This window comes from Litoreibacter ascidiaceicola (genome assembly GCF_900129235.1).
GTDB lineage: Bacteria > Pseudomonadota > Alphaproteobacteria > Rhodobacterales > Rhodobacteraceae > Litoreibacter > Litoreibacter ascidiaceicola.
In genome coordinates, this window is record NZ_FQUV01000006.1 from 179,615 (window position 1) to 201,546 (window position 21,932).

Here is a 21,932-nt window from a genome sequence, read left to right on the forward strand (position 1 = left end):
CTAAAGGAGCTCGTTGGAGCGGAAGGAGTAAGTCCCACTGCTTCCGATGATTAGGTGGTCATGCAAGACCAGACCCAAGGTTTCAGCACCTTGGCGAATTTGGCGGGTCATTGAGATGTCGTCACGGGAGGGTGTTGAGTCTCCGGACGGGTGATTATGCACCAAGATCAAAGCGGAGGCATTGAGTTCCAACGCGCGTTTGATCACCTCGCGTGGATACACAGGTACATGATCGACCGTTCCTGTCTGCAGTGCTTCGTCCGCGATCAGGCGGTTGCGGCGATCCAAAAACAGCACTCGGAACTGTTCGCGCTCCATATTAGCCATCTTTGCGCAGCAGTACTGCAGCAGCGCGTCCCAAGACGACAGCACGTCGCGGTGCATAACCTTGGTTCGCGCCATGGTTTGCGCCGCAGCTTCTACAACTTTCAGCTCCTGAATAACGCTTGTCCCAACACCCTGCACAGCAGAAAGCCGATTGGGGGACGCGGCGATAACTCCGTTAAAGTCACCGAACGTCGCCAACAGGCGACGCGCCAAGCTACGCACCTCCCGGCGGGGGATCGCGCGAAACAGCACCAGTTCCAGCAGCTCCGATTCAGGCGTTGCGTCGACTCCGGCTTTCAAAAACCTATCCCGTACACGCTTGCGATGGCCGTGTTGTTCCGCCTCCCGAGAGTGGGAAATCGAGATCCGATGCGGCTGCAACCCCGGTAGGGCGTCCATCATATGTGCTTGGTGCAGTGTCATGGCACCAGTTCGGATGATTCGACTTAATTGCGGGTTAAGCGCCTCAGTAGGTCGGGTGGAACTTCCCGCCAGGTGATAAGGTAAAAATCTGACATCCGTCAGCGGTCACACCGATTGAATGCTCGAATTGCGCCGACAGTGATTTGTCACGGGTCACCGCGGTCCAGTCGTCAGCGAGCACCTTTGTCTCGGGTCGCCCGAGGTTTACCATGGGTTCAATTGTGAAGAACATGCCCTCCTCCAGCACCGCACCAGTGCCGGGTCGACCATAGTGCAGCACGTTAGGTGGCGCATGGAAAACGCGGCCCAGCCCGTGACCGCAGAAATCGCGGACAACGGACATGCGATGTCCTTCAACGAATTTTTGAATGGCATTCCCGATATCGCCGAATGTGTTCCCCGGCTTGACGGCATTGATGCCTTCAAACAGCGCGTCATGGGTCACCTGAATCAAACGCTCCGCCTTGCGGTTGGGTTTGCCCGCGACATACATGCGACTGGTGTCGCCGAACCACCCGTCCACGATCACCGTGACGTCGATGTTCAGAATATCGCCCTCTTTTAGCAGCTTCGGGCCGGGTATGCCGTGGCAGACGACATGATTCACGCTGATGCAACTCGCGTGTTGGTAGCCCTTGTAGCCGATGGTGGCAGAGGTAGAGCCCGCGTCGTTCACCATTTTGGTGATCGCTGTATCCAAAACCTCCGTTGTGGTGCCGGGCACCACAAGTTCGGCCACGTCATCGAGTATCTGAGCGGCCAAAGCGCCAGCCTTGGCCATACCTGCGAAATCTACGTCGTCATAGATGCGGATGCCTTGCTTGGTGATGCGGCCTTTATGTGTCGTGTCGTCCAAAGGTAACTCCGGTGTTGCTTGCGACACATATAATATGCCGTTCGAGGTTAGACCACCCTTGGGCAGCTTTGTGGTGCCGGGTCGATCGACAGCGCTTTCCCAATCGACATTCCCGTATTGGAGATAGTGCTAGCGTAGCACAGCATCTCAACGCCGCCGTCACGGGAAATGTCGAAAGCTTTGGCGTATTTAGGGTCTAGATCAGCGGCCATTCGCAGTTGATCGCAATCTGTTCGGCTAACCAGATAGAGCATCACTGCTCGGGCGCCGGTGCGTGCAATTTCGGTCAACTCCCGCAGATGCTTTGCACCCCGTTCAGTGACGCAATCGGGAAATTCTGCACAATTTCCGTCACGCCGCAGGGTGACGCTTTTCACTTCGACATAAGCGTTCGGCAACCCGTTTTGCGCCAACAGAAAGTCCACGCGACTTCCTGTCCCGTAAGCCACCTCGGGCTTCACCGTGTTATAGTGCGAGAGTTCGGAAATTTGATTTTTTAGGAGCGCTTCCTTGATCACCTTATTGGGCAAACCAGTATCTATGCAGGCGAAATGGCCCCCAGCCAGTTCAGCAGTGCGCCACCCGTATTTCAGCTTTTTCTTCGGGTCGTCGTTTGGCTCCAGCCAAATGCGTGTTCCGTCGCCTTTAAGTCCCAGCATCGCGCCGGGGTTCGGGCAGTGAACGGTGACCTCCTCTCCCGTGCTTTCCAGCACCGCGTCTGCGAGGAAGCGTTTGTAGCGACGGATTAGTCGGGCGGGCACAAGTGGGGTTTGAAAGCGCATGGGCGGGGCCTATACCGAAAGGAAGCCGTCAATCAAGGATAACGCCATGCCAAACCCCACCGCAGCCATGCTTGTCATCGGGGACGAGATTCTTTCCGGCCGCACAAAAGATACCAACACCAACTATCTAGCCTGCGCGTTGACCGAGGCAGCGATCGACCTGAAAGAGGCGCGCGTTGTCTCGGACGAACATGACCGCATCGCCGAGGCCGTAAGGGTGCTCAGCAAACGTTACGACCATGTCTTCACCTCGGGCGGCATTGGCCCAACACATGATGACATCACGGCCGATGCAATCGGGGCCGCATTCGGGGTTAAAGTCGACATCCGTGATGACGCGCGCGATCTGTTGGCCGCGCATTACAAGCGTCAGGGCATGGAGTTCAACGATGCGCGCAAACGGATGGCCCGCATCCCCGATGGCGCGATGCTTATCGACAACCCCGTCTCGATTGCGCCGGGATTCAGCATTGGAAATGTGCATGTGATGGCGGGTGTCCCAACAGTGTTTCATGCCATGGTTGCGACTGTTTTGGCGACTCTCACAGGCGGGCAGCCCCTTCTTTCGGAAACCTTGAGAGTATATATCGGAGAGGGTGACGTCGCAGGCCCCCTTGGAATTTTGGCTGAGGCCAATCAAGACGTCTCTTTAGGTTCGTACCCATTCCAAAAGGACGGGATCTATGGCAGCAACTTGGTAGTCCGCGGCACGGATCCGTTGCGGCTAAAAGCGGTTATCGGGCAATTGGCAAAGGTGCTTGGCGTTGAACACGAATGATCTCTTTGACGTCGTTGAGGCCACATGGCCTGCGGCGAAGGAAACGCAAGTTGGCCCATGGTTGATCCGCGATGGTCAAGGTGGTGGCAAACGGGTGTCTGCTGCGCGGCCAGCTGGCCCTGTAACGCAGAACGATGTGGCTTTGGCAGTGGCCGAGATGGAGAAGCTGGGACAACAAGCCCTGTTCTCGCTTCGCCCTGAAGACGGCCAACTAGACTCTATTCTGGCGCAAATGGGCTATGAAGTGCTCGATCCGTCGATCCTGTTTACTGGGCCGGTGTTTGAGGAAGTCGTCCCTCCGGTCACAGCATTTGACATCTGGCCACCCCTTCAGATCATGAAAGATGTCTGGTCCGAAGGCGGTATCGGTCCAGGTCGAATAGCGGTTATGGAGCGGGTGACAGGCCCTAAAACATCCATCCTCGGGCGGATATCCGACCGTGCAGCGGGCTGTGCATTCGTGGCGATGCACGGGACAACAGCAATGGTTCACGCGGTGGAGGTCCTGCCCGATTATCGCCGCCACGGGCTTGCCCGAAACATGATGTACGCCGCTGCGCGATGGGCAAAAGAGCAGGGCGCAGAGCATTTCTCGTTGGTTACCACCGGATCGAATGTCGCAGCACAATCGCTTTATAGCTCTCTGGGCTTGTCGGTGGTTGGGCGGTATCATTACCGGATGAAACCCTGAAAGGCCCTGCCCCGTGACCAATCCAAATGTAACTGCTCTTGATCTGCCGATGGCCGACCCGCTGCCAGAGGCGACACAGAAATACTTTGATATCTGCACGGAAAAACTGGGCATGATCCCGAACGTGCTGCAGTCCTATGCGTTCGATCCTGACAAGCTAAACGCCTTCACCGGAATGTATAATGACTTGATGCTTGGCGACAGCAACCTGTCCAAGCTGGAGCGCGAGATGATCGCAGTCGCGGTTTCTTCGGTGAACAAGTGCTTCTACTGCCTCGTGGCGCATGGTGCAGCGGTGCGCCAGTTGTCCGGCGATCCGGCTTTGGGTGAGGCATTGGTGATGAACTACCGTGTGGCGCCGCTTGATGTCCGACAACGGGCGATGCTGGACTTTGCAGTGCAAATGACCGAAGCCAGCTACCGGATTGAAGAAACCGATCGCGACGCGTTGCGCAAAGTGGGATTCAATGATCGCGATATCTGGGACATTGCCGCAGTCGCAAGCTTCTTCAACATGACGAACCGAATGGCCTCCGCCGTGGATATGCGCCCGAATGCGGAATACCACGCGGCTGATAGATGATCCGGGCATTGCCTCTTTGCTTGGCGGGCTGCTTGCTCGCTAGTTCGGCTTGGGCCGATTTGGAGCTAACTTTTCCCGGCCCTGCGACAGAAACTTTTTCCGAGGTTGAGCCGTTCGCCAGCTACAAGCTGCCTGTCGGACCCTATGCGGACGGATTCGTGCAAACTCTGGTGGCAGAAGGTCAGCAGATCACACGCGCTTGGCGGATTGCTATCGATGTCGGGACGTCGTTGTTGGTCATGGACAATTTGCGTCAGCAGTTAGAGGCGTCCGGTTTCGAGTTGTTGTACGAATGTACGACCGAGATATGCGGCGGTTTCGATTTTCGTTTCACGACTGACGTGCTGCCAGAGCCTGTGATGCATGTCGATTTGGGCGATTTTCGGTACCTCGCCGCCCAACGGCTTGGTGGTGCGGTTCCGGAATATATTAGTTTGTTTGTCAGCCGCGGTTCAGACACAGCTTTCGTTCAGATGATCCTTGTGGGCAGTCCGGAAGCTACCTCCGTGACAGCGCAGTCGGGTGAGGCGGATGAGCAATTGCCGCCGGTTGTGCCGAATGTCGTGGCAGGGTCTGTGATCGAAGCATTGCTAAGGGACGGGCATGCCGTTCTGGATGATTTGCAGTTCGAGACAGGGTCTTCAGCCTTGGGTGAAGGCGCATTTCAGTCACTGTCGGATTTGTCCGAATACTTGAAAGCCAATCCGGAGTTCCGCATCGCTCTTGTTGGACACACAGATGCGGAAGGATCACTTCAGGGGAACGTCAGCCTGTCGCGAAAGCGCGCACAATCTGTGGCAGTTCGGCTGGTCAAGAAATTCGACATCCCGAGTAAACAGATTGAAGCGGAAGGCGTCGGATATCTTGCCCCACGGGCAAATAACCTGACTGAAACAGGCCGGACTCAAAACAGAAGGGTCGAGGTGATTATCACCTCGACCCAGGAGTGATGCTGCCAAACATCGGGGAAAATCGTGTCGCTTAGTTGGTCCAGACGTCTGGGCCTTTTTCTTTGAACGCTTCCACAAGGAAGTCGATAAAGGTCCGCACTTTTGGCTGTGTATAGCGGCCCGGCGGATAGACGGCGTAGATGCCTTGAGTTTCTTTCGGAAGCTCCGGCATGGCCTCCTCGACCAAACCTTGACGCAGTGCATCTGCGTAAAGGAAGCTTGGCAGGTAGGCGATGCCCAAGCCCGATACACAAGCGTTAAGCAGCGACTGCCCGTCATTGACCGTCAACCAGCCCTGTGTGCGCACTTGACGCTTTTCACCAGACGGCGCAGTTAGCTTCCACACATTGCCAGCCGATTGGTTGGAATAATGCAGCAGCTTGTGATTGTTGAGGTCGTCGATTTTCTCGGGGCGGCCAAACTGCTCAAAGTAGCCCGGTGCAGCGATAAGCCGTTTCGTGGTCTCGGTCAGTTTGCGAGCACGCAGCGAGCTGTCTTCCATCTCGCCAATACGGATCGCGAGATCGAATCCTTCGGAGATCAACTCCACAAATCGGTTGTTCAGGACCATATTCACGGTGATGTCGGGATAATCTACAAGGAAGTCACCCAAGATCGGTGACATGTGGTTCACACCAAAATCTGTAGCCACGGAGATACGCAGCAAGCCGGAAGGCGCACTTTGCATCGACGAGACCAAGGCGTCTGCTTCGCCAGCATCATTCAGAACGCGGCGGGCGCGGTCGTAATAAGCGAGGCCAATTTCGGTTGGGCTGACGCGCCGCGTTGTGCGGTTCAGCAGCCGCGCACCAAGACGTGTTTCAAGGGACGACACGTGCTTTGAGACGGCGGATTTTGAAATCCCCATCTTGCGGGCCGCGTCGGTAAAGCCCCCTTGATCCACCACAGTGGCGAATGCTTCCATTTCGGTCAGTCGGTCCATTCGGATACCTCAATAACTCATGACGTTTGAGGCGTTATCCCGTTCAATTGGGGCAGGAATGAGAATTCCGTTGGACGATTCAGGGGTATCTGTAGGGATCGTTGATGGCATGGAAACAAGTAAACATGTGTTTCCTTATGGCGTCTAAAGCCAATCGAGCCACTTAAACACTGCAACAAGTGCTGCCGCAACGGCGACCATAGCTATACAAAGCAGGGCAAACGACATTGGCCATTCGGTGCCGGGTAATCCTGCGACGTTCATTCCGAACAGGCCTGTCAAGAATCCCAAGGGCAGGAAAACCCCCGCTATCAATGATAAAACATAGCCGTTTCGACCTTGGCTAAGGGATGCCTGAATATCCAGATGGTCTTGCAAGCCGAGAAGCCGGTCCCGAACCGCGTCCAACGCCTCTAGAGCCAAAGCCATGCGGTTTGCAGGCTCGCGCAGTTGCAGTTTGTCAGCCTCGGTCAAGACCGGACTGTCCAACGCTGCCAATTTTACCAAGGCGTCTTTCTGCGGACCAATGTAGCGACGGAGCTTGATTGTCGTGTGGCGCAGAGGACCCAAGCCCGCCAAGTCTTCGCGCCCGCCTTCAAGCACTGCATCCTCCATGTCGTCTGTCGCCGATGTCAGGCGTAGGGCCGTGTTCTCGATGCGATCTGTTAGTCCAGTTACCAGCAATGTCAGAAACTCTCCGACAGTTTCCGGGCCGATCCCTTCGGCAATTTGCTTCCGAATGTCCTCCAACGCGAAAATTCGACGCATACGAACAGTGACGATCATGTCTGACGTCACCCATAACCGCAGGGATACCATGTCCTCAACGTCTTGACCTTCGTTCAGGTTCACGCCGCGCAGGTTGAGAATCACGCCATCGCCAAGACGATCACATCTGGGCCGCGTTTCGGATTGCGTTAGGGCAGAGGCCGCGATGTCAGGCACATTGGCAGAGAGCCAGTCCGGCAGCTTGGGGTCGCCAAGCTCGAAGTGATGCCATTGGAAGGTCAAAGGGTCGCCGCAAGGCGTATGCCTTGGTTGATTGCGCGCTTGGCATCAAGCTCCGCGGCGACATCTGCACCACCGATAATGTGCAGCGCTGTACCCTTGGCTTCCAGTTGATCCGCAAGCTCACGCATTGGTACCTGTCCCGCGCAAAGGACGATGGTGTCGACCTCAATCACACGCGGATTTTCCCGCGCTTCACCGTCGGAAACATGGAGCCCTTGTGCGTCAATCCGTTCGTAATTGACACCGCCGACCATGTTCACGCCCTTCATCTGTAGCGCAGCGCGATGAATCCAGCCGGTCGTCTTTCCCAATCGCTTGCCAAGCTTTTCGGATTTGCGTTGCAGCAGCGTTACCTGACGCACAGCCGGCTCGGGCTGTGGCCCTTCGGCGGCCAAGCCACCGCGTTTGGCTTCGGGATCAGTGACACCCCATTCTTCCATCCACGCGCCCAGATCTACGGTCGGGCTGTCATCGGTGGTCAGATACTCCGCCACATCGAAGCCGATACCACCTGCACCAATGATCGCTACACGTTTGCCGACCTTGGCACCGCCGCGCAGCACATCAATGTAGGACAGCACGTTGGGGCCATCCTGCCCGTCAATTTGTGGATCACGCGGTGCGACGCCGGTCGCGATGATCACTTCGTCAAACTCTGTCAGCATCTCGGCTGTGGCTTCAGTTCCAAGGCGCAAGTCAATGCTGCTTTTGGCAACCATAGTTTTGTACCAGTCAACAAGACCGAAGAACTCTTCCTTGCCGGGCACCTGTTTGGCCATGTTCAACTGGCCGCCAATTTCATTTTGTTTATCGAACAGGGTCACCTTGTGACCACGCTCCGCCGCAGTAAGCGCTGTCGACAGCCCGGCCGGGCCGGCACCCACAATGGCGATGATTTTGGCCGTAGGGGCAGTCTTGATCACCAGCTCCGTTTCGAAACAGGCTTGAGGGTTCACAAGACACGAACTTATTTTGCCGTTGAAGGTATGGTCCAAGCAGGCTTGGTTGCAGGCGATACATGGCGCAATCTCGGCCGCTCTGCCAGCCTCGGCCTTCGCGACAAAATGCGGGTCCGCTAGAAATGGGCGCGCCATGGACACCATATCTGCGCATCCATCGGCCAATACAGCTTCGGCAACGTCAGGCGTGTTGATCCGGTTCGACGTGATAACGGGGATAGACACCTCACCCATCAGCTTTTTGGTTACCCAAGTGAACGCGCGGCGCGGCACCGATGTGGCGATTGTTGGAATGCGGGCCTCGTGCCAGCCAATGCCGGTGTTGATGATTGTCGCACCCGCTTTCTCGACCTCTTTCGCCAGTTGCACCACCTCTTCCCAAGTGGAGCCGTTGGGGATCAGGTCGATCATGCTGAGGCGGTAAATCACGATGAAGTCGCTGCCCACCGTTTCTCGTACCCGTTTTATGACCTCGATAGGCAGCCGCATCCGGTTTTCATAAGAGCCGCCCCAGCGGTCTTCGCGTTTGTTAGTGTGAGTGACCAGAAACTGGTTCAGAAAATAGCCTTCCGAGCCCATGACTTCGACGCCGTCATAGCCAGCGTCTTTCGCACGGCTGGCTGCAGTCGCAATGTCAGCAATCTGTTTTTCGATTCCGTCTTCATCCAGTTCTTTGGGCGGAAACGGAGAGATCGGAGATTTGATGGCCGACGCGCTGACGCATTCGGGGCCATATGCGTAACGGCCTGCGTGTAGAATTTGCATGGCAATCTTGCCACCAGCTTCATGAACCCGGTCGGTAACCACTTTGTGGTTCGCAATATCATCATCCGAAAATAGACCCGCAGCACCCGGAAACACACCACCTTCGCGGTTTGGAGCCATGCCGCCGGTAACCATCAAAGCAACACCGCCACGCGCACGTTCGGCATAAAACTCTGCAACACGGTTCCAGTCTTTGGTTTCTTCAAGACCGGTATGCATCGAGCCCATAAGAACGCGGTTCTTCAGCGTGGTGAAACCAAGGTCTAGCGGCGCCAGAAGGTTGGGATATGCAGTCATGAGAGTCCTCCAGAGTTCGCCCCAGCATTACTCAGGCTTACGCGCACGTCACGCAAAACGCGGCGTCATGCGCGCAACTTCTCGGGTAAGTCTGATCTTCAAGCAGTCTCGACGCAATGCCGGCGAAACGCTTTCTTCAACATGTCGAGTTCCGACCGCAGCAAGTCCATCTCGGCGCGGATGTCGTCGGACAGAACTTCACCCGTCACAATCGTAAAGCTGTCCAAGGTATCGCCTGTCGGCTTTTCGTTGATCAGAAAGGTTTGCACTCCATCCGTCAGAACCTCGCGAGGGATATTGAAGCGCACATGCCATGTGTTCCCGAGACTTGCGTCCTCGGTGACCGACAAGCCATCCAATTCGCGTTCCAGATGAACCGCGACCAAATCAGGATGGTAGTTTTCCACGGTTTCAGCGCTCAGGACTGCTTCATAGGTTCCGGCCTGAATACGTGTTTTGGTCAGGATGACTTTGCTCATGTGGCGTGTTCCTTAGAAATCGGCGCGCGGGCGGCGGCTGAATGTCACGTCGCGCAGATTGATCTCGTTCATTTCCGGACCCTCGAATATCAAATCCATCCAGATACGCTCTAAACGGCGTTCGCTGATTTTGGTATGCGCTAGATCGAACTCGACCATCATCTCAGAGCCATCCAGCGGCAACTCGCGCACAACTTGCTCCACGTTGGGGCCATATTTGATGTTCAGACGTGCGAAAATTTCTAACGGTTTTTCGGTTTCTACTTCTGTGTCCATTCTCAGGATGTGGTTCTTCCTAAGGCCATCAATGGCATTTTCCGGCAAATCGATAACCAAACTCAGGAAGCTTCCATCAAATTTGAACACATCCATGCGAAGTCCAAATGGTGCAAGATCGCCTTCGCGGGTGTTTCGTACTTGGCGCAGAGTCAGCTCGGAAATTTGGCAATCGTGGTAGACTGTCGCTGAATTGCCAATTCTGGTCCGGCTCTCGACGGCGGCGATACCCACGGGCGATACCGGGCCACGCCAAAGCTCTGGCCGATGCGACCAATCCGATTGCGCGGGTTTGCGGATAGCGTTCGAGCCGATTCGGGGCAAGGTCAGTCGTGCGTCGGCTACATGGGTGACCTGATCAACCCGCCGACGCATTTGACGGGCTTGCGCGCGCAGGTGCCGCAAAAGCGATAAATCTATGGTCTCGGCGTCTTGCACCGCGGCCTCCCAACGGCGCAAGGTCCGGCGGTGAAGCCGCCGTCGCACGAATTCTCGCATCCGATCCATCATAGGTGTTGAGACAGTCCTGTTAGCTTTGAATTAGACGGCTAGCATTGTTTCTATATTGCAAACAATGGTTTCAACCAAGTATTCGGCGAAGGAGTCCCGTCTTGGCAACATTTCCAACAGAAGAGCGAGTAGCGTTCTTGGTTGCCACAGCTTGGCTTTCCATCAGGACATTGCCAAAGTCATACAGTGTCTGAAGGCCGTCCGCGCTGCTGATAGGCGCGTCTTTTAGACCAAGAACCGACAGTGCTACCACCGAGTTCTTCACATCAAAGTAACCACGCCAGTAGGTATTCGTCGTTTCTGCCAACAAAGGCGTGCCGATATCCCGTGCGTGAACAAAAAAGGCCCCGTTACGGGTAAAACTGTCGAGTATCTCGACGGTACCAGCATCTCCAGTCGCACTTAGCACTGCTTTCCCGGACTCGGAGTTAAAAAACTCATCCAAGGCCGTTTCGGATTCACCAATTGTAGGACCGTTCTTTCCAGCAGGGAGCACCGACGCAGTTGCAATGGCATTCACAAAGGGTTGCGGCAGTTCTTCATCGCCTGAAATGGCTGCGCAGTTGCCGAACACGACAAACGCTTGTGCTGGACGATGTTTCGAGGATTCCCGGTCAACACAGAAACCAGTTGGCCCGCGCAAAACAATCCGGTCGGCAGTGACGGTAATCTCCGTTTGGGCCGCTTTCGATCCGCTATTGGAAAGTCCGGCCAGCGGGTTTTCCCCGCAAGCCGATACTGCAAATGCAACTGCCGTAAGAACAACCGTCAAGCGCACTGGATCAGAGATCCATGTAGATATGCTGCTCTGCCTTAGCACCCGGGTGGGTACAGGCACCAAACTTCGCAGAGCCGACCAGCTGCGAATATTTCCACAGCGCACCGGAAGCGTAAATCGTGTCGCGCGGGCCTTTCCAGTTGGCTTTGCGCTCTGCGAGCTCGTCATCAGTAAGATCCACACTGATTTCACCAGAGATCGCGTTCAACGTAATCACGTCGCCGTTCTTGAGCAGCGCAATCGGACCACCATGCGCAGCTTCCGGGCCGACATGGCCCACGCAGAATCCACGGGTCGCTCCAGAGAAACGACCGTCGGTGATCAATGCCACCTTCTTGCCCATGCCTTGCCCGGAAAGTGCCGCAGTGGTCGCCAGCATTTCGCGCATGCCGGGGCCGCCCGCGGGTCCCTCGTTGCGGATAACCAGCACTTCGCCTTCTTCGTATTCGCGCGTTTGAACCGCGTCGAACGCATCTTCTTCGCACTCGAACACACGCGCTGGGCCAGTGAACATCTGGTGCTGGGAGGACATGCCTGCGACCTTCACGATTGCACCTTCAGGGGCGAGGTTGCCCTTGAGGCCAACAACACCGCCTGTTTTCGAAAGCGGCTCACCGATCGAGTAGATCACCTTGCCGTCAGCTTCCAACTCCACGCGGTCTATTTCTTCGCCGATGGAATAGCCAGTTGCGGTCATGCAGTCTTCGTGGATTAGACCCGCTTTGCGCAGCTCTTTCATGATGACAGGAACACCGCCCGCTTCATAAAGGTCCTTGGCCACATACTGCCCGCCGGGTTTCAGATCGACGAAGTACGGCGTGTCACGGAAAATCTCGCAGACGTCATCCAGATCGAAGTCGATGCCAGCCTCATGCGCCATTGCTGGCAGGTGCAGACCGGCATTGGTCGACCCACCGGTACAGGCAACAACCCGCGCTGCGTTCTGAAGGGATTCCAGCGTCACGATATCCCGCGCGCGAATGTTCTTCTCCAGCAGGTTCATGACCGCTTGGCCGGACGCGATGGAATAGTGATCGCGGCTCTCATATGGCGCAGGTGCACCAGCGGAGTTTGGCAGCGCCAAACCAATCGCCTCGGACACGCAGGCCATGGTGTTGGCCGTGAACTGACCGCCACAAGCGCCCGCAGACGGGCAAGCAACGCGCTCCAGCGTGCGCAGAGCCTCGTCGGACATATTGCCTGCTTGATGTTCGCCCACCGCTTCGAATACGTCTTGGACGGTGACGTCCTTGCCGTTCAGCCGGCCCGGAAGGATGGAGCCGCCGTAAATAAACACCGAAGGTGTGTTGAGGCGGATCATCGCCATCATCATACCCGGAAGGGATTTATCACAGCCTGCCAAGCCCACAATAGCGTCGTAGCAGTGGCCGCGCATGGTTAACTCAACCGTGTCGGCAATGGCTTCGCGCGACGCCAAAGAGGACCGCATGCCCTCGTGACCCATCGCGATACCGTCGGTCACGGTGATCGTGGTGAATTCACGCGGAGTACCGTTGCCTTGCTTGACGCCCAGTTTCACGGCTTGTGCCTGACGGTTCAGGGAAATGTTGCAGGGGGCGGCCTCGTTCCAGCAGGTTGCGACACCCACGAAAGGCTGGTGAATTTCCTCGTCGCCAAGGCCCATCGCATAGAAATATGACCGGTGTGGCGCCCGCGACGGGCCCTCGGTCACATGACGGCTGGGCATGTTGGTTTTGTCGGTAGGTTTCTTCAGCATGGATGGCTCCCTCAAAAGCGTTGCGAAACGGAATAAAGCCCAAGCCCAACAGGCACAAGCGCGATTGCACCTGAGGTTTTGCGGCGATAGCGTGGCGAAAACCACGTTGAGGCGCTTGCATATGCTCAGAACTCCGGCTTTCGAGGCCTTTATAGCGCCCGCCCGCGTCTATCCAGCATTTTGGCGAATTGTCATAGGCTTGCTCACAGGCCTCGGCGTTTACATGTTGGGTGCAGCGGTTGTCTTATGGTTCGGGATCGACCTGCTCTCCGGTGTGTTCCCCGAATTGGAAGGTCTGGATGCCTTCGCGCTTCTTTACGGTAACGGTACATCGCCTGGCCAAATGGCCTTAATCCTTGCGACCTTTATCCCTATGGGCTTGGGAGCCTTCGCGATGGCTGCGTGGCACTGGCGTGGCCCTGCGTCCCTTTTTGGACCTTCGCCAAGGTTTTGGCGTAACTTTTTCATTGCGATAGCGGTGCTGGCCGCCGCGAATGCTATCTTCTTCGCGGCAGAGCGCCTCATCGCGCCTGAAACCTATGCTCCCAACGTGCCCTTTGCGGCTTGGATCAAGCATTTGACTTGGGCGGTACCGCTCCTGTTCATCCAAACCACGTCCGAGGAGCTGGTCTTTCGGGGCTACCTCCAACAGCAGCTCGCAGCGCGGTTTAACAGCCCGATAATATGGATGATATTGCCAGCATTGTTATTCGGTGCGGGGCACTACGATGATACGATAGACCCGACACTTGCCCTATTGATCGTATTTGCCACAACGATGTTCGGGATTATCGCGGCGGATCTAACCCGCTTAACAAGCAATCTTGCCGCTGCGATGGGCTTTCACTTCGCCAATAACTTTGTTGCGCTACTATTGGTCGGTGTTCCGGGTGAGTTGTCGGGGCTTGCACTTTATCATGCGCCATTCACAATGGATGATACGTCCATCCTTATGAACTACATCATCCTTGATATAGCTGTGATGTTCGTGATCTGGGCCGTTCTCCGCCGCGCGTTGCGTTGATTGCAATTTCCCAGCCTCGGGATTATCTGGACATAAGCAACGGGAGCAGAGCCTCATGAACTGGATTTCCAACTACGTCCGGCCAACCATCAACTCGCTATTCTCGCGCCGGGAGGTGCCTGAGAACCTTTGGACCAAATGCGACGAGTGCGGCACGATGCTGTTCCATCGCGAACTGTCTGACAACCAGAACGTGTGCTCCAACTGCGACCATCACATGCCGATCACAGCGCGCGAGCGGTTCACCGCACTGTTCGACGGTGGGATATTTACAGAGGTTGCTGTCCCCGCGCCTGTGGCCGACCCGCTGCACTTCAAAGATCAAAAGAAATATCCGGACCGCATGAAGGCTGCCGTTAAGAAGACCGGTGAGAAGGAAGCGATGTTGGTTGCCGAAGGTGAAATCCTTCGCACGCCAATCGTGGCTGCTGCGCAAGATTTTAGCTTCATGGGCGGCTCGATGAGCATGTATGTCGGGAATGCAATCATCGCGGCTGCTGAACGCGCCGTGGAAAAACGCCTTCCGTTGGTTCTTTTTTCCGCTGCTGGCGGTGCGCGGATGCAAGAAGGCATTCTTGGCCTGATGCAGATGCCGCGTACGACCATCGCGGTCGAGATGCTAAAAGAAGCGGGCTTACCCTACATCGTTGTGTTGACCCATCCAACGACAGGCGGCGTAACGGCGTCCTATGCGATGTTGGGCGACGTGCAGATTGCTGAACCGAATGCGCTTATCGGCTTCGCAGGCGCGCGCGTGATTGAGCAAACCATCCGTGAAAAACTGCCTGAGGGCTTCCAGCGCGCTGAATATTTGCTCGACCACGGCATGCTGGATCGGGTGACACACCGCAAGAATATCAAGAACGAATTGGTAACGATCATCCGTATGCTCACTGGCCTGCCCCCTGCGGTCCAAGGCGATTTACCGGCACCAGCGCCAGAAGCCGAGGCGGGCGTGAAGCCTGCGGAACCCGCCAAGTGACACAATCCAGCGACGCTATCCTCGACAGGATGATGGCGCTTCACCCCAAGATCATAGACCTGACCCTTGACCGCGTATGGCGCTTGCTGGAAACGCTTGACCATCCCGAGACCAAGTTGCCGCCGGTAATTCACATCGCTGGGACCAATGGAAAAGGGTCTACACAAGCGATGATCCGCGCTGGAATGGAAGGCGCTGGCAAGTTGGTTCACGCCTACACCTCGCCACATCTGGCACGGTTTCACGAGCGTATTCGCCTTGCCGGGAAATTGATTTCAGAAGAGTACCTCACCGAGGTTCTTGACGAATGTTACACGTCCAACGGGCCTGACTCGATCACCTATTTCGAGATTACGACAGTCGCCGCTTTGCTCGCTTTTAGCCGTATTAGAGCCGATTTTATACTTTTGGAGGTAGGTCTGGGCGGGCGGCTGGACGCCACGAATGTGATCGCTAAGCCAGAGGTTTCGGTGATCACGCCGATCTCTATCGACCACGAGAGTTATTTGGGTAATACGCTTTCCAAGATCGCCTTCGAAAAGGCCGGCATCATCAAGCGTAGTGTGCCTTGCGTGGTCGGACCTCAGCCTGATGAAGCGATGGAAGTGATCGAAGCACAAGCAGCCAAACTTGGTGCTCCCCTTCTGGCGTATGGGCAGCACTGGCACGTCTGGGAAGAACGCGGTCGGCTGATTTTCCAGGACGAACGCGGCCTGATGGATCTGCCATTGCCCGCCCTGTTGGGTGCGCACCAAATCCAGAATGCAGGTGCTGCGCTTGCCGTTCTCCGGCATCTTGGCTTTGATGAGACCGCTTGCGAGGCTGCGATGGGTCAAGCGGTTTGGCCCGCCCGCATGCAGCGCTTGAAAACTGGGCCATTGGTGGATGCTGCAGGTTCCGCGGAGCTCTGGCTTGATGGCGGGCACAACCCCGCAGCGGGGGAGGCACTGTCTGCACTTTTGAAGACACTGCCCCCGAAACCGACCCATTTGGTGTGTGGGATGCTTAATACCAAAGACGTCGTTGGCTATATGAGACCGCTCGCCGAGATAGCCCAAACTCTCCACGCTGTTCCAATTCCGGGGGAGCAGGCGACGTTATCAGCAGAACAAACTGCTACCGCTGCGCGGGAGGCGGGCTTGCAAGCGCAGGAGTCAGAAACGGTCTTGGCTGCGATCAAAGATATATCTTCAATCGACCCAAACGCCCGCATTCTGATTTGCGGCTCGCTTTACCTTGCTGGTGGTGTATTGCGCGAAAACGGCTAAGTTAGAGCCTGTTCAGTACCCCATTCCGCAGCCTGCATTTCGCGCAACCGCGACGCGGTGCGTTCGAATTCGAACACGCCTTCGCCCTCAAGATACAGCCGTTCTGGTTGCGCAGCTGCTGAGCAAATCAGTCGAACCTTGCCTTCATACAAGGCGTCAATCAGGGTCACGAAGCGCTTTGCTTCGTTAAAGTTGTCACGCGAAAGGCAGGGGATGTCCTCAAGCACCAGAACGCGCACGTTTTCGGCCACAGCAAGATAGTCTGCCGCGCCTAAAGGTTGGCCGCATAGGTCAAAGAAGCTTGCCCGCGCGATCCCGTTTCGAAACGCCGGAAGGGTCAAATCACGCCCTTTGACCCGAAGAATCAATGGCTCGGCTGCGCCACCCGTAAGGCTTTGCCAGATATCAGAAATCTTCGCCTTTGCCACCGCGTTTGCAGGTGAGAAATAGACCTGCTCGCCTTCCAGCCGATCCTGACGGTAATCGGTCTCGGATGCCAGCTCGTGTACCGTCATACGGCTCTTTAGAAGGTCGATGAACGGGACAAAAAGATTGCGGTTCAATCCGTTCTTATACAGATCATCCGGCACCCTGTTCGAAGTCGTTACGATAACGACACCACTGGCAAAGAGGTTTTCGAACAGCCGCCCGACAATCATCGCATCAGTGATGTCGCTGATCTGCATTTCGTCAAAGCACAGAAGGCGGACATCTTGGGCAATGTCATCGGCAACCGGTTTGATCGCGTCGTCCACACCGGTTTTCCGCGCTTCGTGCATCGCACTGTGCACCTCTTGCATGAAGGCATGAAAGTGTACGCGGCGCTTGCGCGGTTCTGGCACGGTCTCAAAAAACAGGTCCATCAGCATCGACTTGCCGCGACCAACGCCACCCCACAGATACAAGCCCTTCACAGGCACATCATCTGTACCAAACAATCCGAACAGCTTCTTTTTGCCCGTTGAATTTGCCATCTCTTCAGCGACGATATCAAAAAACGGCAGAGCCTCGATCTGCGCGGGGTCTGGGTTGATTTCCCCCGCTTGGACCTTGGCGTTGTATCTGTCTGTCAAAAGCATGTGGCACGTCTCATCAGTATTGCTTACCTCGTGTCGCAATATTCCTGAATTGACGCAAACCTGAAATTCACCGACGGTCTCGCGATGGAACAAACACGTACCCCTCTTTTCACTCCGGTTCTCATTGTCGGTTGCATCATAATGATGCTCGGCTTCTCGATCCGCGCGAGCTTTGGAGTGTTCCAGATTCCCATCGCTGAGGAATTTGGATGGCCGCGCGCCGATTTCAGTCTCGCTATCGCAATCCAGAACTTGGCTTGGGGTATCGGTCAGCCGATTTTCGGCGCGATTGCGGAAAAAATGGGGGACCGGAAAGCGATTATTCTGGGTGCCCTATTCTACGCTGCAGGGCTAGTTTTATCGTCTTTTGCTATCACGCCGGGCGAGCACCAGTTTTATGAGATACTTGTAGGTTTCGGAATTGCCGGGACGGGCTTCGGGGTGATCCTTGCTATGGTTGGCCGCGCCACGTCGGACGAGAACCGGTCGATGGCTCTGGGAATCGCGACTGCTGCGGGCTCTGCCGGTCAGGTTTTTGGCGCACCCGCAGCGGAATTCTTGTTGGGCTATTTCCCTTGGCAATCGGTCTTCCTGATCTTTGCTGCTGTCATGCTTCTGTCATTGTTTGCGCTTCCGCTTATGCGCGCACCCATGGCGACACGGTCGGAGTTGGAAGTTAGCTTGGGGACAGTCCTAAAGCGCGCCTTTAGGGATCCATCCTATACGATGATCTTTCTGGGCTTCTTCTCCTGCGGCTATCAACTCGGATTTATCACCGCCCACTTTCCAGCGTTTATCACAGAGGTATGCGGCCCAATCTCAGGCGGCGGCTTGTTGGCGGGTATGGGGATTACCACCACGTCAGCTTTGGGCGCCCTGTCCATTGCTCTGATCGGGCTGTCCAATATCGGGGGAACGATCCTTGCGGGGTATCTGGGAAAGCGGCACTCCAAGAAATACCTGCTCGCGGGCATCTACGCAGGGCGAACGGTCGTCGCCGCGTGGTTCATCCTGACCCCAATGACGCCAACAACGGTGATCATCTTCAGCCTCGCAATGGGGAGCCTGTGGCTCGCGACGGTGCCCCTCACCTCCGGTCTTGTGGCGCATATCTTTGGGCTTCGCTACATGGGCACGCTTTATGGAATCGTCTTCTTTTCCCACCAGTTAGGGTCTTTTTTGGGCGTCTGGCTTGGTGGAAAGCTCTACGATGTGACAGGCGACTATACGCTGGTTTGGTGGCTCGGTATCGGCGTTGGTGCGTTCAGTGCGATCGTGCATTTACCCGTGCGGGAAAAACCGTGGTCGGCTCAACCGGTGTAGACCACGGGAAACCAATCCTCACGCAATTTGTCACCGGCTTTCATCCCGTGACCCGGAAAGGGCGGAGAAGTGCGACCGGGCCGTTCAACAAACCGCGCGTCATCCCCGACAAACCGCAACGACAACGCGCGGCGGCGGCTTGCCGCTTCATTACCGCGCGCACCATGGGCGGTTCTGAAGTCAAACAAGACAGCATCACCCGGTTCCATTGGCCATTCCAGAACGTCGTCGTCGGCAGGGTTCGGTACGTCAATCCATTGATCTTCCGAAGCATAGAAATCGCTGTTATCGGCCCAAGACACAGGTCGGACCATGCGGTCCCATTTATGTGATCCAGCGATGAAACGAAGACTGGCTTCGCGCACAGGATCAAGCGGGATCCAAAGGCTAACTGTTTGTGAGCCCTCGACGAAATAGTATGGGGAGTCCTGATGCCAAGGCGTCGGTTTCGGTGTGCCCGGTTCTTTAACCAGCACGTGATCATGAAAGATTTGCGCCGTATCAGAGACCATTGCACGGGCGGCCAGTTCTGCTGCCGGGCTGTCGCGGATCACGCGTTCGAATTCGGGAATGCGCTGCCAATTGCAGTAGTCGTCGAAGAAGCGTCCTTGGGTCACAGCGTTCTCTGACGCGTATTCACCTGGCTCACGCATGTTGCGCTCTATCCCGTCGGACATGACGTCCACCCAGTCTTTGAACACGCCACGCACCACAACGGCGCCATCGCGCTGGAAGTCTGCAATCTGCTGGTCGGAAATCATGCGGCTTTCCATTGATCAAGGATATAGCGGCAGGTCATCAAATCCAGATGCGCCCCGCCCCCATTTTTGCAGATCGTGATGTCATCAGGCGATCGTTTGAACGCGCTTGGCGTATAGAAATCGCCCTGAATATCTCCGCGTTGTATTGCTCCACTTTCAAGCGGGATTTTCAGCTCCCCGATATGGTCCAGTGTAGTCTCGAAGCTGTCAACAAACAGCTTCGCGCGTTGCAACGCCTTGTCGTCAACTTCCCGCATATCTGGGCGGTAAGCGCCAATTAGGTCCAGATGCTGGCCAGCTTGAAGCCATTCACCTTTGAGAATTGGCTCCGTTGTCATTGTGGCAGTGCAGATGATCTGGGCCTGCTGGACGGCATCAGCTAAATCCGCGATGGAGGTCGCTCCATTGGCCTCAGCGAAGGTCGTCGCGTAGTCCGTATTTCTACCCCACACAATATAGCGGGAATGCGGAAAAGCGCTGCGATAGGCGTCGATCATATTGCCTGCAACAGTGCCGGTTCCGATCACAAGGATCGTGTCCGGATCAGGGTTTGCTAACAGCTTCGCGGCATACAGGCTGTCACCCGCAGTCTTCCATTTGGTGACCAGATGGAAGTCGACCAATGCTTCCAGCTCTCCCGTTTCGTCGGAAAACATCGAGACCGACCCATTGACCACCGGTCGCCCCGCAGCTTTGTTTCCAGGGAAAATAGTGGCGGACTTCACAGCCACACCCAAGCCGTCGATCCAAGCGGAACGCGAGAGCAATGTATCGGGATCGCGGTACAAAAAGGTATCACCAATTTCGGCTTTAGGCAGCGTATGACCAGCGGCGAGCGCGTTTGTCAGGCCTGCCCAGCTAATAGCAGCCTCGCCTTCTTCGAATCCGATGATGTCGATGCTCAAGCTGCAGCCTCCTCGGCACTTAAAAGCCCGTGTGATACCAAGCAGTCTGCCCAGCCTTGCGGGTTTTCGAACAGGTGGGCTTTCCAGCCCCGCGATAGCGCCATGTCGATGTTATCGACGCGGTCGTCGGCAAACAGCAAGGATTCAGGCGCAAGGCCACAATCATCTTCCAGCATCTGGTAGATTTTCGGGTCAGGTTTGATCACCTGCATGTGGCCGGAAATGTAGCGACGATCGAACTCGCCAAGGTAGCTATACACCGTTTCGGCATAGTCGAAACTGCCGATGCCAAAGTTGCTGAGCGCAAATACCGGAACGCTTTTGCTGCGCAAGGCCCGAAGCAGCTTCACGGAATGGTCTATGGTGGGCGATGCCATTTCAATCCAGTGATCATGCCACATCCGAATTTCATCGCGCCATTTCGGGTACGCTTCTGCTGCCTCGTAGATCGTCTCTTTGAACGGCCCACCCAGATCAACCTTGTCGTTCATTCCGTGCAAATCGACTTCGGCAAACATCGCCTTGCGACGGTCTTCCCCGATTGCGCTGTCGTAAAAACGCTCCGGTTGCCACTCGATCAGCACGTTGCCGATGTCGAAGATAACTGCCTTGATCATGCGTATAGAGCCTCCGCGTGGAAGGTGATGTGGTCTTCCATGAAGGTGGAGACGAAGAAATATGAGTGATCGTAGCCTGGCTGCATCCTGAAGATAATTTCCTGACGCTTGGCAGCCGCGGCTTGGGCGAGCGTCTCGGGTTTCAGCAGGTCGAGGAATTGGTCCTTCGTGCCTGTGTCGATCAGAATTGGCCCGTCGAAGCCGTGTTTCGCCATCAGCAGGCTGGCATCATGTTCGGCCCATTCATCCTCTTCAAAGCCCAGATACGCCGTAAACTGTCTGCGTCCCCAATCTGAATCGGTAGGATTGCAGATCGGAGAAAATGCCGAGACGCTGGCAAAGCGGCCAGTTTCGCGCATCGCGATCGTTAGCGCACCATGACCGCCCATAGAGTGGCCGGTGATTGCTTGCCGCGTTACATCCAGCGGGAATTTGTCGAATACCAGATCGGTCAATTCCTTGGTGATATAATCATACATCTGAAAATGTGGCGCCCACGGGTTTTGTGTGGCGTTGACGTAGAAGCCCGCGCCTTGGCCCAGATCGAATGCCTCGTCATTGGCGATGTCGTCACCTCGGGGTGAGGTGTCGGGGAAGATCAACGCGATACCTTGCTCCGCAGCCCAGCCTTGGGCGGCAGCTTTCACCATGGCGTTCTCGTGGGTGCAGGTTAGGCCGGACAGATACCATAGGACAGGCACTGGACCGTCCTTCGCCTCGGCGGGTAGAAACAGCCCGAATGTCATATCGCAATCGCAGCTTTCGGAGCGGTGGGAATAGACGCCTTGGACTCCGCCAAAGCACGCGTTTTCGGAAATCGTTTCCAT

The 21,932-nt window shown here is 55.9% G+C and carries 23 protein-coding genes; 8 read left to right on the forward strand and 15 right to left on the reverse strand.

Going from position 1 to position 21,932, the window contains the following annotated elements; all coding sequences use genetic code 11:
• Genes radC through sfsA form a run of 3 tightly spaced genes read right to left on the reverse strand, consistent with a single transcriptional unit; the run spans position 1 to position 2,388 of the window.
• Positions 1 to 750: a RadC family protein gene (gene radC / locus BUB72_RS13685; protein WP_073144765.1), complete on the reverse strand. Its 750-nt coding sequence runs from the start codon at positions 748 to 750 to the stop codon at positions 1 to 3.
• Positions 751 to 793: 43 nt separating this feature from the next.
• On the reverse strand, positions 794 to 1,606 hold the full coding sequence (gene map, locus BUB72_RS13690; RefSeq protein ID WP_073144767.1) for a type I methionyl aminopeptidase: 813 nt from the start codon (positions 1,604 to 1,606) through the stop codon (positions 794 to 796).
• A 47-nt stretch (positions 1,607 to 1,653) separates the two neighbouring features.
• Positions 1,654 to 2,388 carry a DNA/RNA nuclease SfsA gene (sfsA, locus tag BUB72_RS13695; RefSeq protein ID WP_073144769.1) on the reverse strand — a complete coding sequence of 245 codons (735 nt, stop codon included), beginning with the start codon at positions 2,386 to 2,388 and terminating at the stop codon, positions 1,654 to 1,656.
• Between the two features lie 46 nt (positions 2,389 to 2,434).
• Between sfsA and BUB72_RS13700 the strand changes: the two genes are divergently transcribed.
• The 4 genes from BUB72_RS13700 to BUB72_RS13715 are packed head-to-tail and all read left to right on the forward strand — an operon-like array spanning position 2,435 to position 5,390.
• Positions 2,435 to 3,166, forward strand: coding sequence for a competence/damage-inducible protein A (locus BUB72_RS13700; RefSeq protein WP_073144954.1), 732 nt, complete (start codon positions 2,435 to 2,437; stop codon positions 3,164 to 3,166).
• Positions 3,153 to 3,857, forward strand: coding sequence for a GNAT family N-acetyltransferase (locus BUB72_RS13705; RefSeq protein ID WP_073144952.1), 705 nt, complete (start codon positions 3,153 to 3,155; stop codon positions 3,855 to 3,857). Before BUB72_RS13700 ends, BUB72_RS13705 begins: the two co-directional genes overlap by 14 nt.
• A 13-nt stretch (positions 3,858 to 3,870) precedes the next feature.
• A complete protein-coding gene (locus BUB72_RS13710) occupies positions 3,871 to 4,440 on the forward strand; it encodes a peroxidase-related enzyme (protein WP_281250217.1) in 570 nt (189 codons plus the stop codon).
• Positions 4,441 to 4,499: 59 nt separating this feature from the next.
• On the forward strand, positions 4,500 to 5,390 hold the full coding sequence (locus BUB72_RS13715) for an OmpA family protein (protein ID WP_217653861.1): 891 nt from the start codon (positions 4,500 to 4,502) through the stop codon (positions 5,388 to 5,390).
• A 31-nt stretch (positions 5,391 to 5,421) separates the two neighbouring features.
• Here BUB72_RS13715 and BUB72_RS13720 read toward each other — a convergent pair whose 3' ends face one another.
• The 7 genes from BUB72_RS13720 to ilvD form a co-directional block, all read right to left on the reverse strand.
• Positions 5,422 to 6,333 (reverse strand): LysR family transcriptional regulator, encoded by a 912-nt coding sequence (locus BUB72_RS13720; RefSeq protein ID WP_073144776.1) that lies wholly within the window; start codon positions 6,331 to 6,333, stop codon positions 5,422 to 5,424.
• A 144-nt stretch (positions 6,334 to 6,477) separates the two neighbouring features.
• Positions 6,478 to 7,344, reverse strand: a complete 867-nt coding sequence (locus tag BUB72_RS13725; protein WP_073144778.1) for a zinc transporter ZntB — start codon at positions 7,342 to 7,344, stop codon at positions 6,478 to 6,480.
• The gene (locus tag BUB72_RS13730; RefSeq protein ID WP_073144780.1) at positions 7,341 to 9,365 is read right to left on the reverse strand and encodes an FAD-dependent oxidoreductase; all 2,025 of its coding nucleotides are present in this window, start codon (positions 9,363 to 9,365) and stop codon (positions 7,341 to 7,343) included. Before BUB72_RS13730 ends, BUB72_RS13725 begins: the two co-directional genes overlap by 4 nt.
• A gap of 98 nt (positions 9,366 to 9,463) precedes the next feature.
• Positions 9,464 to 9,844, reverse strand: a complete 381-nt coding sequence (locus tag BUB72_RS13735; protein ID WP_073144782.1) for a hypothetical protein — start codon at positions 9,842 to 9,844, stop codon at positions 9,464 to 9,466.
• A gap of 12 nt (positions 9,845 to 9,856) precedes the next feature.
• Positions 9,857 to 10,618 carry a DUF6478 family protein gene (locus tag BUB72_RS13740; protein WP_073144784.1) on the reverse strand — a complete coding sequence of 254 codons (762 nt, stop codon included), beginning with the start codon at positions 10,616 to 10,618 and terminating at the stop codon, positions 9,857 to 9,859.
• Between the two features lie 82 nt (positions 10,619 to 10,700).
• Positions 10,701 to 11,402, reverse strand: coding sequence for a hypothetical protein (locus tag BUB72_RS13745; RefSeq protein ID WP_139250685.1), 702 nt, complete (start codon positions 11,400 to 11,402; stop codon positions 10,701 to 10,703).
• A 10-nt stretch (positions 11,403 to 11,412) separates the two neighbouring features.
• On the reverse strand, positions 11,413 to 13,146 hold the full coding sequence (gene ilvD / locus BUB72_RS13750) for a dihydroxy-acid dehydratase (RefSeq protein ID WP_073144788.1): 1,734 nt from the start codon (positions 13,144 to 13,146) through the stop codon (positions 11,413 to 11,415).
• 223 nt (positions 13,147 to 13,369) lie between these two features.
• Between ilvD and BUB72_RS13755 the strand changes: the two genes are divergently transcribed.
• From BUB72_RS13755 to BUB72_RS13765, 3 genes are read left to right on the forward strand one after another with little or no spacing between them, the layout of a single operon-like run.
• Positions 13,370 to 14,170, forward strand: coding sequence for a CPBP family intramembrane glutamic endopeptidase (locus BUB72_RS13755; protein ID WP_175549169.1), 801 nt, complete (start codon positions 13,370 to 13,372; stop codon positions 14,168 to 14,170).
• Between the two features lie 55 nt (positions 14,171 to 14,225).
• The gene (gene accD / locus BUB72_RS13760) at positions 14,226 to 15,152 is read left to right on the forward strand and encodes an acetyl-CoA carboxylase, carboxyltransferase subunit beta (RefSeq protein ID WP_073144792.1); all 927 of its coding nucleotides are present in this window, start codon (positions 14,226 to 14,228) and stop codon (positions 15,150 to 15,152) included.
• Positions 15,149 to 16,420, forward strand: a complete 1,272-nt coding sequence (locus BUB72_RS13765) for a bifunctional folylpolyglutamate synthase/dihydrofolate synthase (protein ID WP_073144795.1) — start codon at positions 15,149 to 15,151, stop codon at positions 16,418 to 16,420. Before accD ends, BUB72_RS13765 begins: the two co-directional genes overlap by 4 nt.
• Here the strand turns inward: BUB72_RS13765 and zapE are convergent.
• Positions 16,417 to 17,499 (reverse strand): cell division protein ZapE, encoded by a 1,083-nt coding sequence (zapE, locus tag BUB72_RS13770; protein ID WP_073144797.1) that lies wholly within the window; start codon positions 17,497 to 17,499, stop codon positions 16,417 to 16,419. The genes BUB72_RS13765 and zapE overlap by 4 nt on opposite strands.
• An 84-nt stretch (positions 17,500 to 17,583) precedes the next feature.
• Between zapE and BUB72_RS13775 the strand changes: the two genes are divergently transcribed.
• Positions 17,584 to 18,822, forward strand: coding sequence for an MFS transporter (locus tag BUB72_RS13775; protein ID WP_073144799.1), 1,239 nt, complete (start codon positions 17,584 to 17,586; stop codon positions 18,820 to 18,822).
• Here BUB72_RS13775 and BUB72_RS13780 read toward each other — a convergent pair.
• Genes BUB72_RS13780 through fghA form a run of 4 tightly spaced genes read right to left on the reverse strand, consistent with a single transcriptional unit; the run spans position 18,810 to position 21,932 of the window.
• Positions 18,810 to 19,595: a phytanoyl-CoA dioxygenase family protein gene (locus BUB72_RS13780; protein WP_073144801.1), complete on the reverse strand. Its 786-nt coding sequence runs from the start codon at positions 19,593 to 19,595 to the stop codon at positions 18,810 to 18,812. The genes BUB72_RS13775 and BUB72_RS13780 overlap by 13 nt on opposite strands.
• Positions 19,580 to 20,488 (reverse strand): ornithine cyclodeaminase family protein, encoded by a 909-nt coding sequence (locus BUB72_RS13785; protein WP_073144803.1) that lies wholly within the window; start codon positions 20,486 to 20,488, stop codon positions 19,580 to 19,582. Before BUB72_RS13785 ends, BUB72_RS13780 begins: the two co-directional genes overlap by 16 nt.
• On the reverse strand, positions 20,485 to 21,105 hold the full coding sequence (locus BUB72_RS13790) for an HAD family hydrolase (protein WP_073144806.1): 621 nt from the start codon (positions 21,103 to 21,105) through the stop codon (positions 20,485 to 20,487). Before BUB72_RS13790 ends, BUB72_RS13785 begins: the two co-directional genes overlap by 4 nt.
• A complete protein-coding gene (gene fghA / locus BUB72_RS13795) occupies positions 21,102 to 21,932 on the reverse strand; it encodes an S-formylglutathione hydrolase (protein WP_073144808.1) in 831 nt (276 codons plus the stop codon). Before fghA ends, BUB72_RS13790 begins: the two co-directional genes overlap by 4 nt.